The following is a 15,993-nucleotide window of genomic DNA, read 5'->3' as shown; positions in this document are numbered from 1 at the left end:
ATAATGGAAAAATCACTAATTGAATTAAAACAAATCAGCAAGCGATATGATTTACCTAGTCAAGGCAATGTGACCATATTAGAGGACATTAACATCTCCATAAAAGAAGGAGAATTTGTTTCCATCCTAGGTCCTTCAGGGTCAGGAAAATCGACACTTCTCCGCATTATTGCCGGCCTCATTGCCCCGTCGCAAGGTTCAGTTTTATACAATGGAAAAAAGATTACTGGTACCAACCCAGGGGTTGGGATGGTATTCCAATCATTTGCCCTATTTCCATGGCTGACTGTTCTTGAAAATGTCAAACTAGGACTTGAAAATAAGCCGCTCCGGGAAGAGGAAAAGATGAGAAAAGCACTTTCTGTCATTGATATGATTGGTTTAGATGGGTTTGAGGGGGCGTATCCGAAAGAATTGTCCGGTGGAATGCGGCAACGCGTTGGGATAGGCCGTGCACTCGTCATGGAACCAGACATTCTACTGATGGATGAACCCTTTTCTGCACTTGATGTATTAACGGCTGAAAATTTAAAGCGTGATTTAATGGAATTATGGACGGAAAAAAAAATCCCCACTAAAAGCATTATCACGGTTACACACAGTATTGAGGAAGCTGTCTATATGTCAGATCGTGCTATCGTTTTATCACGGGACCCCGCTAGAGTTATTTCTGATATAGCCATAACCATGCCACATTGGCGGGATAAACAAGAGCCGCAATTTACTTCGCTTGTTGACCGAATTTATTCTATTTTAACAAAACGGGAAATGAAATCCGTTGATTTAACAGGAGTTCAAAAAAAGAAGCTTGAAAAGGTTCAAGAAGTTCCTGCAGGGGCTCTCACTGGTTTCATCGAGCTGGTTGATGATCTTGGTAAAAAAGTAGACTTGTATAAACTTGCCGATCAATTAAGCCTTAGCTTTAAAGATTTCCTTCCGATTGTCGAGGCAGCCCAAATGCTTCAATTTGCTAAAATTCAGCAAGGGGATATTGAGTTAACGGAATACGGCCATCGATTTGCAGATGCAAGTGTCCTAGAACGAAAAATATTATTTAAGGAACAGTTAACAAAGAATGTCCCTATAATGGAAAAAATCATATGGGTGCTGCATTCAAAGTCAAATAAAAAAATGGAGCGGGAATTTTTCGTGGAAATTTTTGAGAAAAATTTTGGTGCGGAAGAAGCTGAACATCAATTAGATATCTTAATCGATTGGGGAAGATATGCTGAACTCATTTCTTATGATGAAAAAGCAGAGGTACTTTATTTAGAAAGTGAGACGGGTGCTGCAATGGAATGATATTTTCATTTCAGTTCCCAAAACAATTACCTATACCAATTTATTGCCATACACCAAATCGACACAATCATGTAAAATAGGAATAGGGGGGATTGGAATGAATTTGAAGGCTGGTTTATGGCAGCAGCAAACATTAAAATTGGCAATGACGCAGGAACTATCACAGGCGATTGCCTTATTGCAGTATTCAGCCCAGGAGCTGACTGCATTTTTGGAGAGTAAGGCACTTGAAAATCCCCTATTGCAGATTGAACAAAAAAATGTTCAGCCAATCAATCCATTAATTGACCGTCAGCGAAAAACGCATCGAACCGCTGAAAAGGATTGGATTGAACAAATTGCAGATAAGCCCTTTTCACTAGAAGATCAATTGCTATCTCAAATAAACATAAAAAAATTATCGACGGACCAATTAAAGACGATTCGCTACCTTATACAGAGCCTTGATGAAAACGGTTACTTTTCAGGGGATCTTGAAAGAATCGCTAAAGTATTGGCAGTACCATTTGAAGTGGTTGAAGATGGGTTAGCGATCATCCAAACACTTGAACCTGCCGGAATCGGGGCGCGGAATTTGCAGGAGTGTCTATTGCTGCAGCTTGAACAGAATGAGTTAGCACAAAAGATCATAACGGACTATTTCGTCCTTTTTGCCGATAAAAAATGGAAGCAAATCGCCAAGGAACTGCAGGTTGGGCTGAAGGATATCCAGGAAGTATTTGATCAAATTCAAACGCTAAACCCGAAGCCGGGAATGCTTTTGGGTCATGAAGCAACCTCGTACATTATTCCGGATGCCATTATTGAACGAAATGGAGAAGAGTTTTCAGTAAGGATGTGTGATGATTTCCTGCCGAGAATTTCGTTTAATGACCGATATTATCAAAAATTCAGCGGAGTTCAGGGCCAGGATCAAACTGTTACTCGGTTCATGCAGGATAAAGTCCAAGACTATCAATGGATTTTAAAAAGCATTGAACAGCGGAAAGAAACGCTGACGAAGGTAGTGGCAGCCATATTAGAAAAACAAATGGAATTTTTTCAAAAAGGGTCGCAATTTTTGCAGCCGATGACAATGAAGGAAATTGCCGGGGAGCTGGATATTCATGAATCAACGGTCAGCAGGGCAGTAAGGGAAAAGTATGTACAAACACCTGTTGGAACATACTCGTTAAAATCATTTTTTACAAGTACTATTCAAACAACCTCAGATGAAAATACATCATCAGCAAAGGTGAAAAATTCAATTGCTCTATTAATAGAAAAAGAAAATAAACAAAAACCGCTTTCCGATCAGGAAATTGTGGAAATACTGAAAAATGAAGAAGGCATGGTTGTTTCACGACGTACCATTGCCAAATACCGTGAGCAACTAGGGATTCTTTCCTCATCCAAAAGAAAGAGGTTTTAAACACGATGCCACATATTACGCTATACACCAGAAATCGCTGTCCGTTATGTGATAAAGCGAAAGAGGCCCTTTTGGAACTGAAAGAAGAGTGGAATTTTTCTTTAGAAGAGATCGATATAGAAGCAAGCGATGATTTAACCGAACGATATGGATTAATGATCCCTGTGGTCCACCTTGATGGAGAAGAAGTTGGTTTTGGCTATATTAATAAGTTTGACATAAGTAACCGTTTACAAGAAAAATCTGAAAACTAAATGGTTGAAATCCATTTTTACTCCTGTTAAAATGAAACATGTAGCAGGGGTGATTTTTTTTAGATGTAGTGGGACACAATATGTCTACAGTGGACATTTTTCGACCAACTACATAGAATAAAGGAGCATGCTTCCATGCAATCATTTATTGATATCCAAAAAAGGTTAGTGCCCGACCTCCTTCAGGTTTTGCAAAAAAGATATGCCATCCTTCGGTTTATTGGTTTTATGCAGCCTGTTGGCAGAAGAAGTTTAGCTGTAAGCCTTGGCTATACGGAAAGAGTTCTTCGCAGTGAAGTGGATTTCTTAAAGGATCAAAACTTAATATACGCCAATAATGTCGGAATGAGTCTGACATCCGAAGGAAGAAATTTGCTGGAAGACCTTGAAGGGCTTATGCGGGAACTAAAGGGTATCGATGTAATGGAATTAGAATTGAAGCATCGATTAGGCATCAAAAACGTCATCATTGTTCCAGGTGACAATGACGAGTCTCCGATTGTGAAGAAAGAGCTTGGGAAAGCAAGTGCCCGTTGCATGAAAAGACTTCTCGGAGGAAAAAATATTATCGCTGTTACTGGCGGGTCAACGATGGCGGCTGTGGCAGATGAGCTTTCACCGAACCTGGATGGGAAGGAGATTCTTTTTGTTCCCGCTCGCGGCGGTGTCGGCGAGGATGTCCAAAATCAGGCGAATACGGTCAGCGCGATTATGTCAAAAAACACCCATTCCAAACATCGCGTATTCTATGTTCCAGATGAGGTTAGCAATGAAATTTACGAGTCGCTAATTAGAGAACCCGGCATTCATGAAGTATTAGAGCTCATTCAATCAGCAAGCATGGTTCTCCATGGCATTGGGGACGCTATTACAATGGCTGAACGAAGAAAAACCAGCCCGGAAATCATGCGGAAAATTGCGGAGGGAAATGCCGTTGGTGAAGCTTTTGGTTATTATTTTAACGAAAGCGGCGAGATTGTTCACAAGGTATTAACCATTGGGCTTCAGCTGGATGACTTGGCGAGAATCCCCAATATCATTGCGGTCGCAGGCGGGTCATCAAAAGCAAAGGCAATAAGAGCTTATATGAAACAAGCACCAGCATCGACCATCTTAATCACCGATGAGGGCGCAGCAAGAAAGTTAATAAAAGGATAATTCCTTTTAACTATAAAAAATCCTTACCCATTTAAAAGGAGGAAATAATCATGGCAGTAAAAGTAGGTATTAATGGATTTGGTCGAATTGGACGTAACGTTTTCCGTGCGGCATTAAAAAATAGCAATGTGGAAGTAGTAGCAATTAATGACTTAACAGATGCAAACATGCTTGCGCATCTTTTAAAATACGACACTGTTCACGGAACCCTTTCTGAAGATGTTACCGTTGATGGCGAATATTTAGTGGTTGGCGGCCATAAAGTAAAGGTTATTGCAGAACGCGATCCTGCACAACTTGGCTGGGGCGACCTTGGCGTTGATGTAGTAGTGGAATCAACAGGCCGTTTCACAAAGCGTGAAGATGCAGCGAAACATCTTGAAGCAGGCGCTAAAAAAGTTATTATCTCAGCTCCAGCATCAAACGAAGATATTACCATTGTAATGGGTGTTAACGAAGATAAATATGATGCAAATAACCACCATGTATTATCAAACGCTTCTTGTACAACAAACTGCCTTGCACCATTTGCAAAAGTATTAAATGATACTTTTGGAATCAAACGCGGTATGATGACAACTGTACACTCTTACACTAATGACCAACAAATCCTTGATTTACCTCACAAGGACTACCGTCGTGCCCGTGCTGCTGCCGAAAATATGATTCCAACATCTACTGGTGCTGCAAAAGCGGTTTCTCTAGTATTGCCTGAGCTTAAAGGGAAATTAAATGGTATGGCTATGCGTGTACCAACTCCAAATGTTTCTATTGTTGACTTAGTAGCTGAATTAGAAAAAGATGTTACAGTTGATGAAATCAATTCAGCATTAAAAGCGGCTGCTGAAGGTCCATTAAAAGGAATCTTGGCATACAGCGATCTTCCATTGGTTTCTAGCGACTATAATGGTGCTACTGTTTCTTCCACTATCGATGCATTATCAACAATGGTTCTTGAAGGAAACATGGTAAAAGTTTTATCTTGGTATGATAACGAAGTTGGATATTCTAACCGTGTTGTTGACCTTGTAGATTACATCGCTCAAAAAGGACTTTAATTTCATTTAGATAGAATTGGCATGTTTGCCAATGGAAGTCTATAATGATTTATGGTAGACATTAGGGGAGTGGGGAAGATTCCCCCTTCCTTTTTAGTTGTTACTCTATACATACAATAGGAGGTCCTTCGCATGAACAAGAAAACATTAAAAGATGTTGACTTAAAAGGGAAACGTGTATTTTGCCGAGTTGATTTCAACGTGCCAATGCAGGATGGGAAAATCACAGATGAAACACGGATTCGTGCCGCTTTGCCAACCATTCAATATTTGATGGACAACGGAGCAAAAGTTATTTTAGCCAGCCATTTTGGCCGTCCAAAGGGAAAAGTTGTGGAAGAAATGCGGTTAGCTCCGGTTGGCAAACGCCTTGCTGAATTGCTTGAAAAAGATGTGAAAATCGCTGATGAAGCATATGGTGATTCGGTTCAAACAATAATCGAAACCTTGAATGAAGGCGATGTTCTTCTACTTGAAAACGTTCGTTTCTATCCTGGTGAAGAAAAAAATGATCCTGAACTTGCGAAGCAATTTGCTGCACTCGCGGATGTATATGTCAATGATGCTTTTGGAGCCGCACACCGCGCGCATGCTTCAACAGAAGGAATCGCGCATTTTCTTCCGGCTGTTTCCGGCTTGTTAATGGAAAAAGAACTAGATGTGTTAGGGAAGGCATTATCCAACCCGGAACGTCCATTTACGGCCATTATCGGCGGTGCGAAAGTAAAAGATAAAATCGGTGTGATTGAAAATCTTTTAGAAAAAGTTGATAACTTGATTATCGGCGGAGGACTTGCCTATACTTTCGTAAAAGCACAGGGACATGAAATTGGAAAGTCCTTACTTGAAGAAGATAAGATTGAGTTAGCCAAATCATTTATGGAAATGGCAAAAGAGAAGGGCGTAAATTTCTATATGCCGGTTGATGCCGTAGTGGCAGATGATTTTTCGGCTGATGCCAATTCCAAAGTGGTGGCCATCAATGAAATTCCAGCGGATTGGGAAGCCCTTGATATTGGACCAAAAACCGCTGAACTCTATCGTGAGGTCATTCAAAAATCAAAATTAGTGATTTGGAACGGACCAATGGGTGTGTTCGAAATCGATAAATTTGCCGGCGGAACAAAAGCTGTAGCGGAAGCCCTTGCTGAAGCAGAAGGTACCTATTCAGTGATTGGCGGCGGAGACTCTGCAGCTGCAGTCGAAAAATTCCATTTAGCAGATAAAATGAGCCATATTTCTACTGGCGGTGGTGCATCTTTAGAGTTTATGGAAGGAAAGGCACTTCCTGGAGTCGTGGCCTTGAACGATAAATAAGGTATTCAACGAGTTTTGTGGCATATTCTACAAAAATGAATAGGTATTCTACAATAATCAGGTAGAATTCTACAATTGAAGGAAGAAAGGATGTACCCGCATGCGTAAACCCATCATTGCAGGAAACTGGAAAATGAACAAAACTCTTTCTGAAGCGAAAAGCTTTGCGGAAGAAGTAAAGAGCCTTGTTCCGGGACAAGACAAAATGGAATCAGTCATTTGCGCACCAGCATTATTTTTACAAAGCTTAGTGGAAAACGTAAAAGGAAGCGATGTAAAAATCGGTGCCCAAAACATGCATTTTGAGGAAAGCGGAGCCTTTACCGGCGAAATCAGCCCGAATGCACTCGCAGACCTAGGTGTTCAATATGTTATTATCGGCCATTCAGAGCGTCGTGAAATGTTTAATGAAACAGATGAATCTGTAAATAAAAAAGCAATTGCCGCTTTTAAAAATAACTTAACTCCAATTGTTTGCTGCGGTGAAACACTTGAACAGCGTGAAAACGGTGAAACAATGGACTTTGTAGGCGGTCAAATCCAAAAGGCATTAGCCGGATTAACCGATGACCAAGTGAAGCAAACCGTTATAGCCTATGAACCGATTTGGGCGATTGGAACAGGTAAATCCTCCACTTCAGCAGATGCGAATGAAGTATGTGCCCATATCCGCAAGGTAGTGGCCGAACAATTCTCGCAAGATGTTGCAAACGAAGTACGAATTCAATACGGCGGCAGTGTAAAACCTTCCAACATTAAAGAATATATGGCACAGCCGGATATAGATGGCGCCTTAGTAGGCGGAGCAAGCCTTGAGGCAGGGTCCTTCTTACAGCTATTGGAGGCTGGCAAGTATGAGTAAATCTCCTGTTGCCTTGATTATCCTTGATGGCTTTGGCTGTCGGGACGAACAAAAGGGAAATGCTGTATTCCATGCGAAAAAGCCGAATTTTGATCGGTTTTGGAAAAGTTTCCCGCATTCCCATTTAACCGCTTCAGGTGAAGCAGTAGGCTTACCAGAAGGACAAATGGGAAACTCCGAGGTAGGGCATTTGAATATCGGTGCAGGCCGGATTGTTTATCAAAGCTTAACGCGGGTGAATATTGCGATTCGTGAAGGTGAATTTGAAAAAAATGAAACCTTTACAGGTGCCATGGAGCATGTGAAGAAAAATGGGACAGCCCTTCATTTATTTGGATTGCTCTCTGACGGCGGCGTCCATAGCCATATAAGCCATATGTTTGCTTTGTTAAAGCTGGCAAAAGAAGAAGGAGTCGAAAAGGTTTACCTTCATGGCTTCCTTGACGGCCGTGATGTCGGCCCGAAGACGGCTGCGAAATATATTGAGCAAACAATGGACAAAATGAAGGAGTATGGTATTGGTGAATTTGCCACCATTTCAGGCCGTTATTATTCCATGGATCGTGACAAGCGCTGGGAACGGGTTGAAAAATCTTACCGCGCTATGGTGTATGGCGAAGGTCCAACCTACACCAATCCATTAGATGTTGTCAAGGATTCCTACGAACATGGGATTTTTGATGAATTCGTGCTGCCTTCAGTGATTACGAAAGAAGATGGAACACCGGTTGCCACTATTCAGGACAATGATGCAGTCATTTTCTATAATTTCCGTCCTGACCGGGCCATCCAAATTTCTAATACATTCACAAATGAAGATTTCCGTTCTTTCGACCGTGGGCCAAAGCATCCAAAGGATTTATTTTTCGTATGCTTAACCCATTTCAGTGAATCAGTTGATGGTTATGTTGCTTTTAAGCCAACGAATTTGGATAATACCCTTGGTGAAGTATTATCGCAAAATGGATTAAAGCAGCTGAGAATTGCGGAAACGGAAAAATATCCGCATGTTACCTTCTTTATGAGCGGAGGCCGGGAAGATAAATTTCCTGGTGAAGAACGGATTTTGATTAATTCTCCAAAGGTTGCCACCTATGACTTGCAGCCTGAAATGAGCGCCTATGAAGTAACCGATGCTTTGTTAAAAGAAATTCAAGCAGATAAATTCGATGCCATTTTATTAAATTTTGCAAACCCTGATATGGTTGGACACTCCGGAATGCTCGAACCAACAGTAAAAGCCATTGAAACGGTTGATGAGTGCTTAGGGAAAATCGTTGATTTAATTCTCGAAAAAGGTGGAGCAGCGATCATTACAGCTGACCACGGAAATGCGGATGAAGTGATTACCCTTGAAGGGGAACCAATGACCGCTCACACTACCAATCCTGTTCCGGTGATTGTAACAAAACCGGGAGTAGAGTTACGTGAAGGCGGAATCCTTGGTGATTTAGCACCAACCATGTTAGATTTATTGAAAGTCAATCAGCCAGCCGAAATGACTGGTAAATCATTGATAAAATAAGGAGAGATACAAATGCCATTTATTGTTGATGTATATGCACGTGAAGTTTTAGATTCCCGCGGAAATCCAACTGTTGAAGTAGAAGTATTTACAGAATCAGGCGCTTTTGGACGCGCATTAGTGCCAAGTGGTGCCTCTACAGGTGAATACGAAGCAGTTGAGCTTCGTGACGGCGACAAAGAACGCTACGTTGGAAAAGGCGTTCAAAAAGCAGTTCAAAATGTTAATGAAGTAATTGCTCCATTCCTTGTTGGCGAAGAATTCAGCGTTCTTGACCAAGTGGGAATTGATCATGCGTTAATCGAGCTTGATGGCACTGAAAACAAAGGTAAACTAGGAGCAAATGCGATTCTTGGTGTATCGTTAGCCGTCGCACATGCTGCAGCAGATTATTTAGATGTACCATTATATCAATACCTTGGCGGATTCAATGCTAAACAGCTTCCAGTGCCAATGATGAACATCGTAAACGGCGGAGAGCACGCTGATAACAACGTGGACATTCAAGAATTCATGATCATGCCTGTAGGTGCTCCAAACTTTAAGGAAGCATTGCGTATGGGAGCTGAAATTTTCCATACATTGAAATCTGTTCTTAAAGCAAAAGGGCTTAATACAGCAGTTGGTGACGAAGGCGGCTTCGCTCCAAACTTAGGATCTAACGAAGAAGCTCTACAAACGATCGTAGAAGCAATTGAAAAAGCTGGCTACAAGCCTGGTGAAGAAGTTAAGTTAGCTATGGATGCTGCTTCTTCAGAATTCTACAACAAAGAAGATGGAAAATATCATCTAGCTGGCGAAGGTGTTGTGAAAACTTCTGCTGAAATGGTTGACTGGTATGAAGATCTTGTATCAAAATACCCAATCATCTCAATCGAAGACGGCTTGGATGAAAACGACTGGGAAGGCCACAAGCTTTTAACTGAGCGCCTTGGCAAAAAAGTTCAATTAGTTGGGGATGACCTTTTCGTTACCAATACGAAGAAGCTTGCTGAAGGTATTGAAAAAGGAATCGGCAACTCCATCCTGATCAAGGTTAACCAAATCGGTACTCTTACTGAAACTTTTGATGCGATTGAAATGGCAAAACGTGCTGGTTACACAGCTGTTGTTTCTCACCGTTCTGGTGAAACAGAAGACAGCACGATTGCAGACATTGCTGTGGCAACAAATGCAGGCCAAATCAAAACAGGTGCTCCTTCACGTACTGATCGTGTAGCTAAATACAACCAATTGCTTCGCATTGAAGACCAATTAGGTGAAACAGCTCAATACAACGGAATTAAATCATTCTATAACTTGAGCAAATAAGGAAAATTAAAATCCTCCAAATCATTTTTGGAGGATTTTTTTAAATCTCACATACCGATATTCCAAAATGCTGACACAATAACTCTATTGTTAAAAGGGAAATAATATGGTAAATTAAGATTACTGTGAAATGTTCGTCTACAGGAGGTGGCCTTCATGCATGCATTAGTTGTTACATTATTAATAATCGTTAGTATCGCACTTATTCTAGTTGTCCTACTTCAATCAGGTAAAAGTGCTGGTTTATCCGGTGCCATTTCGGGTGGTGCTGAATCCCTATTCGGCAAACAAAAAGCACGAGGGATTGATTTATACTTACATCGAATCACGATTATCTTATCCGTTCTGTTTTTTGTACTTGCCATTGCTGTGACTTACTTTAAAATCTAAACCTGGCCTGGCGGCTAGGTTTTTTGTTTTTGTAGATAAAATTGAATTTTTGTAGATAAGAATTGATTTTTTGTAGATAAATCCTGATTGTTTGTAGATAAAATCAAAATTTTGTAGATAAACCAGATTTTCTTCGGTTAACCCTCCCCCCACAAGACTTTTTCCTAGCATGTTCCCCATCCCTTTGCTTAAACTAAGATAAGTTATCTATATAAAAGGAGATTTTTTCACATGAGAGTTTCATTACCTAAGCCATTTACCTTTAAAGGAGGAAATAGAGCGGTTCTTTTACTGCACGGATTTACAGGTAATTCTTCCGATGTCCGCATGCTTGGCCGCTTTCTCGAAAAAAAAGGCTATACATGTCATGCGCCGCATTATAAAGGTCACGGAGTACCACCGGAGGAGCTTGTCCTTACGGGGCCTGAAGACTGGTGGCAGGACGTCCTGAATGGATATGAATTTTTGAAAAATAAAGGACATGAGGAAATTGCTGTCGCCGGACTTTCGTTAGGCGGCGTATTTTCCCTAAAATTGGGTTACACTGTACCTATAAAAGGTATTGTACCGATGTGTGCACCGATGCATATAAAAAGCGAGGAAGTCATGTACCAGGGCATTCTTGAATATGCTCGTGAATTCAAACAACGAGAAGGAAAAACCGACGAGCAAATCGAAATAGAAATGAACGAGTTTAAAAAGACTCCGATGCAAACGTTAAAGGCACTGCAAGAGTTGATTGCAGATGTTCGCGAGCATATCGATCATATTTATGCCCCGACATTCGTAGTGCAGGCCCGCCATGATCAAATGATCAATACGGAAAGTGCCAACATTATTTACAATGAAGTGGAATCGGACGAGAAGGAAATCAAATGGTACGAGGAATCAGGTCATGTGATTACGCTCGATAAAGAGCGGGAACAGCTTCACGAAGATATATATGCCTTTTTAGAAAAATTAGATTGGCACGATTAAGTGCCCCCTATGAGGAGGGATTTGTTTGGAGGATAATATTCAAAAGCATATCAACAGGCTTTTGCAATATATGAAGGACGAAGCGTATAAACCATTAACGGTCCAAGAGCTTGAAGCCGCATTTGGTATACAGGATTCAAGTGACTTTAAAGAGTTTGTCAAGGCGCTCGTTCAAATGGAAGAAAAGGGGTTAGTGGTTCGGACCCGCAGCAATCGTTATGGATTGCCTGAAAAAATGAACTTAATTCGCGGTAAATTAACAGGTCATGCCAAAGGATTTGCTTTTGTGGTGCCCGATGAACCCGGACTGGATGATATTTTTATCCCGCCGAATGAAACGAATACCGCTATGCATGGCGACACGGTATTAGCCCGTGTCTCATCTGAAAGTTCCGGCCAGCGCAGGGAGGGAAGCGTAATCCGCATCCTTGAACGCGGCATCCAGCAAATGGTTGGTACGTATGTTGAAAGCAAGAGTTTCGGGTTTGTCCTCCCGGATGATAAAAAATTTGCCAGTGATATTTTTATCCCGAAGGCCGCTTCAAAAGGAGCAGTCGAGGGTCATAAAGTAGTGGTGAAGCTGACAACTTATCCGGAAGGACGAAAAAGTGCCGAAGGGGAAGTAATTGAAATTCTTGGTCATAAAAATGATCCTGGTGTGGACATTCTCTCTATTATTCATAAGCACGGCTTACCCATGGCTTTCCCGGATGAAGTATTGCAGCAAGCAAATGATACACCAGATACCATTGATGAAAGTGAATTGGCAAACCGACGTGATTTACGGAATGAAACGATTGTGACGATTGACGGAGCCGATGCCAAAGATCTTGATGATGCGGTCACGGTTACAAGGCTGGAGAACGGAAATTTTAAGCTTGGCGTACATATCGCGGATGTCAGTTATTACGTAAAAGAAGGAACACCGATCGACCTTGAAGCAGAGGAAAGAGCTACAAGTGTTTATTTAGTCGACCGTGTGATCCCAATGATTCCGCACCGTCTATCCAATGGCATTTGTTCCTTGAATCCAAAGGTAGACCGCCTGGTTCTATCCTGTAATATGGAAATTTCTTCAGAAGGTCAAGTGGTCGATCATGAAATTTTTCAAAGCGTCATCAAAACCACAGAGCGGATGACCTATTTTGATGTCAATCGGATTTTAATCGATAAAGATGAAGAAACAAGAGCTAGATATGAATCGCTTGTGCCGATGTTCGAGTTGATGGAGGAGCTTGCCGAAATTTTACGAAATAAAAGAATGCAGCGGGGCGCCATCGATTTTGATTTTAAAGAATCAAAGGTTTTAGTGGATGATGAAGGAAATCCGACTGATGTCATTCTCCGTGAACGGTCGGTAGCAGAAAGATTAATTGAGGAGTTTATGCTTTGTGCAAATGAAACCGTTGCCGAGCATTTTCATTGGATGGATGTCCCATTCATTTATCGAATTCACGAAGATCCAAAGGAAGATAAGCTGCGGAAGTTTTTCGAGTTTATCACCAACTTTGGCTACATCGTAAAAGGGACGGCCAATGAAGTTCACCCTCGGGCCCTTCAGGAAATCATTGAAGAGGTTCAAGGAAAGCCGGAGGAAATGGTAGTATCGACTGTGATGCTGCGCTCGATGCAGCAAGCAAAATATGATCCGGAAAGCCTGGGACACTTTGGGCTCTCTACCGAGTTCTATACACATTTCACTTCCCCGATCCGCCGTTATCCTGATACGATTGTGCATCGATTAATTCGTACGTATTTAATAGAAGGAAAACTGGATGAAACGACAAGGGAAAAATGGAATGCTCGCCTGCCGGAAATTGCCCAGCATTCCTCTAAAATGGAACGCCGTGCCGTTGATGCCGAACGAGAAACCGATGAACTGAAGAAAGCTGAATATATGGAAGATAAGATTGGCGTTGAATACGACGGCATCATCAGCTCTGTCACCAATTTTGGCATGTTTGTAGAACTGCCTAATACAATTGAAGGCCTAGTACATGTTAGCTATATGACCGATGATTACTACCGTTTTGATGAACGCCACTATGCGATGATTGGCGAGCGGACAGGAAACGTGTTTAGAATAGGTGATGAAATCACGGTTCGCGTGGTGAAGGTCAATAAAGATGAACGCTCGATTGATTTTGAAATTGTCGGCATGAAAGGGACTCCGCGAAGGGAACGGTCCGAGGCACCGAAAGTGTTTAAAACGGGAAGTGATTCGAAGAAACCTCGCCGGAATAATCAAGAGGGCGGGAGGAATCAAAAGAATCAAAAGTCCGGTGAAGGCGGCCAGGGCGGCGAAGGCTCCAAATCGAAAAAGAAACGCAAATTCTATGAGAATGTACCAAAAAACAAAAGCACGAAGCGGAAGAAGAAAAAATATTAGTTGAGTCATCTGCTTTGCCCGAAAGAGTGAAAAAAGCGTTATTGCGGTCAAAGGAGATCGTCTGCATTGCCCAATGGAGTGAAGAAGGAGCTTTGGCGGTCAAAGGAGATCGTCTGGATTGCCCGTAAGTGTGATAAAAGAGGTTTGGTGGTCAAAGGAAGTCGTCTGCATTGCCCAATAGAGTGAAAAAAGAGCTTTGGCGGTCAAAGGAAGTCGTCTGCATTGTCCATAAGTGTGAAAAAAGAGGTTTGGTGGTCAAAGGAAGCCGTCTAGATTGCCCGTAAGAGCGAAAAAAGAGCTTTCGCGGTCAAAGAAAGCCATCTGAACGAGCTCAAGTAAATTCAAAATTCTAGGAGGCCTAATTCCAAGGCCTCTTTTGATTGTTTGTACCAATGCATTCTGCTACAATAAAAGCAGTAAACGAGGTGAGAACATGCCAAAAGGTGAAGGGAAAGTAGTGGCTCAAAACAAAAAAGCTTACCATGACTATTTTATTGAAGAAACCTATGAAGCTGGAATGGTTTTGCAAGGAACCGAAATCAAGTCGATTCGTGCCGGAAAAGTAAATTTAAAGGATGCCTATGCCCGGATTCAAAATGGGGAGGCCGTTCTTTTTGGAATGCACATCAGCCCATATGAGCAAGGGAATCAATTTAACCATGACCCATTAAGAACGAGAAAACTTTTGCTGCATAAAAAGGAAATCAATAAGCTCATTGGTGAAACAAAAGAAGCCGGATATGCGCTTATTCCATTAAAGCTTTATTTGAAAAATGGTTTTTGTAAGTGCCTTGTCGGGCTCGCAAAAGGTAAAAAGAATTACGACAAACGTGAAGCTTTAAAGCAAAAAGAAGCCAAGCGTGAAATTGAACGAGCTTTCCGCGACCGACAAAAGATGTAGCTTACAAATAATTACAATTGAAAAATGCATTCAATGTGTTATAATAAGTTTGTCGCTAAGAGATGCGACATTGACTTTAGCTCAAAACACTTGAGCTTCCGAACGTCTAGCTTCATTTTTATAATGGGGACGCTACGGATTCGACAGGGGTAGTTTGAGCTTAGGTTGCGAGTCGAGGGGATCGGCCTCGTTAAAACGTCAAAGCCATAACTGGCAAAACTAACAACAACCTCGCTTTCGCAGCTTAATACTGCATAGCGGTTCCTCCCTCCATCGCCCATGTGGTAGGGTAAGGGACTCACTCTAAGTGGGCTACGCCGGATTCCACCGCCTGAGGATGAAGGAAGAGAACAACCAGGCTAGCTGACCGGACGCCTGTCGACAGGCATATGGATCAGCGAAGCGCCAATATGTCGACTACACTCGTAGAAGCTTAAGTGCCAATATCTTTGGACGCGGGTTCGATTCCCGCCGTCTCCACCATACATAAGGTGGATAATAAAACTAGCATAAATGTAAAAGAAGCATAATTTTGCCGCACTGGCAAGGTTATGCTTCTTTTTATATTAGGCAATTTTTTGGTCGGTTAATTTACGTATAAATTTATATATAATTTGTAAACTAAAATTATCCACGAAAGATTAAGGGTAGTGATGCTATGATAAAAGATAAGGTAGTAATAATTGGATTATTAGGTGTCCTGTCAACAATTCCAGGAGAGATTGCTTCGAGGATACTTGCTTATTTTGGTTTTAGTAAATTTAGTATTTATGAATTGGCAAGTTTTATTATTACATTAAACCGGCCTGTATTTTTCTTAGGATTAATTGTAGATATCTTAGTCGGCAGTGTTTTTGCAGTCTTACTTTACTATTTATTTGAAAAGTTTGGCACATGCCAAATAGTTATTAAAACTACTGCGTGCAGCTTACTCGCATGGTTAGTATGTGAACTTATATTCACAGCACTCATAGAAGGCAAGTATATTCGTCTTAGACCCATTAATGATTATTATTCCCATATTTTCAGTTCCATTATTTTTGGTCTTACATTAGGGCTGCTGCTAAAAACATTTATTTTCAAGAAGTTAGATTCATGATAAGTATCGACCTTTGGGGGCTTGCTTAGATCGAAGCA

Annotated in this window: 14 protein-coding genes and 1 other RNA gene; all 15 read left to right on the top strand. The window is 41.4% G+C overall.

Going from position 1 to position 15,993, the window contains the following annotated elements; translation table 11 throughout:
• Window positions 1-3: 3 nt before the first annotated feature.
• The 15 genes from ACZ5XR_RS23330 to ACZ5XR_RS23260 all read left to right on the top strand — a co-directional run bounded on the left by ACZ5XR_RS23330 (window position 4) and on the right by ACZ5XR_RS23260 (window position 15,955).
• A complete protein-coding gene (locus ACZ5XR_RS23330) occupies window positions 4-1,302 on the top strand; it encodes an ABC transporter ATP-binding protein (RefSeq protein WP_464498864.1) in 1,299 nt (432 codons plus the stop codon).
• Between the two features lie 97 nt (window positions 1,303-1,399).
• Window positions 1,400-2,713, top strand: coding sequence for an RNA polymerase factor sigma-54 (rpoN, locus tag ACZ5XR_RS23325; RefSeq protein ID WP_464498863.1), 1,314 nt, complete (start codon window positions 1,400-1,402; stop codon window positions 2,711-2,713).
• Between the two features lie 5 nt (window positions 2,714-2,718).
• Window positions 2,719-2,967 (top strand): glutaredoxin family protein, encoded by a 249-nt coding sequence (locus tag ACZ5XR_RS23320; protein WP_464498862.1) that lies wholly within the window; start codon window positions 2,719-2,721, stop codon window positions 2,965-2,967.
• 135 nt (window positions 2,968-3,102) lie between these two features.
• Window positions 3,103-4,125, top strand: a complete 1,023-nt coding sequence (locus ACZ5XR_RS23315; RefSeq protein WP_464498861.1) for a sugar-binding transcriptional regulator — start codon at window positions 3,103-3,105, stop codon at window positions 4,123-4,125.
• A 50-nt stretch (window positions 4,126-4,175) separates the two neighbouring features.
• Complete coding sequence (gene gap, locus ACZ5XR_RS23310; RefSeq protein WP_464498860.1) at window positions 4,176-5,183, top strand: type I glyceraldehyde-3-phosphate dehydrogenase; 1,008 nt, start codon at window positions 4,176-4,178, stop codon at window positions 5,181-5,183.
• A gap of 132 nt (window positions 5,184-5,315) precedes the next feature.
• Window positions 5,316-6,500 (top strand): phosphoglycerate kinase, encoded by a 1,185-nt coding sequence (locus tag ACZ5XR_RS23305; protein ID WP_464498859.1) that lies wholly within the window; start codon window positions 5,316-5,318, stop codon window positions 6,498-6,500.
• A gap of 100 nt (window positions 6,501-6,600) precedes the next feature.
• Entirely contained in the window at window positions 6,601-7,362 is a 762-nt protein-coding gene (gene tpiA / locus ACZ5XR_RS23300; protein WP_464498858.1) for a triose-phosphate isomerase, read from the top strand.
• Complete coding sequence (gpmI, locus tag ACZ5XR_RS23295) at window positions 7,355-8,887, top strand: 2,3-bisphosphoglycerate-independent phosphoglycerate mutase (protein WP_464498857.1); 1,533 nt, start codon at window positions 7,355-7,357, stop codon at window positions 8,885-8,887. Before tpiA ends, gpmI begins: the two co-directional genes overlap by 8 nt.
• Window positions 8,888-8,899: 12 nt before the next feature.
• A complete protein-coding gene (gene eno, locus ACZ5XR_RS23290) occupies window positions 8,900-10,198 on the top strand; it encodes a phosphopyruvate hydratase (RefSeq protein ID WP_464498856.1) in 1,299 nt (432 codons plus the stop codon).
• A gap of 156 nt (window positions 10,199-10,354) precedes the next feature.
• Window positions 10,355-10,588 (top strand): preprotein translocase subunit SecG, encoded by a 234-nt coding sequence (secG, locus tag ACZ5XR_RS23285; protein WP_464498855.1) that lies wholly within the window; start codon window positions 10,355-10,357, stop codon window positions 10,586-10,588.
• Between the two features lie 231 nt (window positions 10,589-10,819).
• Entirely contained in the window at window positions 10,820-11,566 is a 747-nt protein-coding gene (locus tag ACZ5XR_RS23280) for an alpha/beta hydrolase (protein WP_464498854.1), read from the top strand.
• Window positions 11,567-11,591: 25 nt separating this feature from the next.
• Entirely contained in the window at window positions 11,592-13,955 is a 2,364-nt protein-coding gene (gene rnr, locus ACZ5XR_RS23275) for a ribonuclease R (RefSeq protein WP_464498853.1), read from the top strand.
• A 433-nt stretch (window positions 13,956-14,388) separates the two neighbouring features.
• Window positions 14,389-14,856: an SsrA-binding protein SmpB gene (gene smpB / locus ACZ5XR_RS23270; protein ID WP_464498852.1), complete on the top strand. Its 468-nt coding sequence runs from the start codon at window positions 14,389-14,391 to the stop codon at window positions 14,854-14,856.
• 125 nt (window positions 14,857-14,981) lie between these two features.
• Window positions 14,982-15,339, top strand: a transfer-messenger RNA (tmRNA) gene (gene ssrA / locus ACZ5XR_RS23265).
• Window positions 15,340-15,514: 175 nt separating this feature from the next.
• On the top strand, window positions 15,515-15,955 hold the full coding sequence (locus ACZ5XR_RS23260; RefSeq protein WP_464498851.1) for a hypothetical protein: 441 nt from the start codon (window positions 15,515-15,517) through the stop codon (window positions 15,953-15,955).
• Window positions 15,956-15,993 lie beyond the last annotated feature (38 nt).

The organism is Neobacillus sp. Fa239, from assembly GCF_055395235.1.
This window is presented reverse-complemented; position numbering and strand designations above follow the sequence as displayed.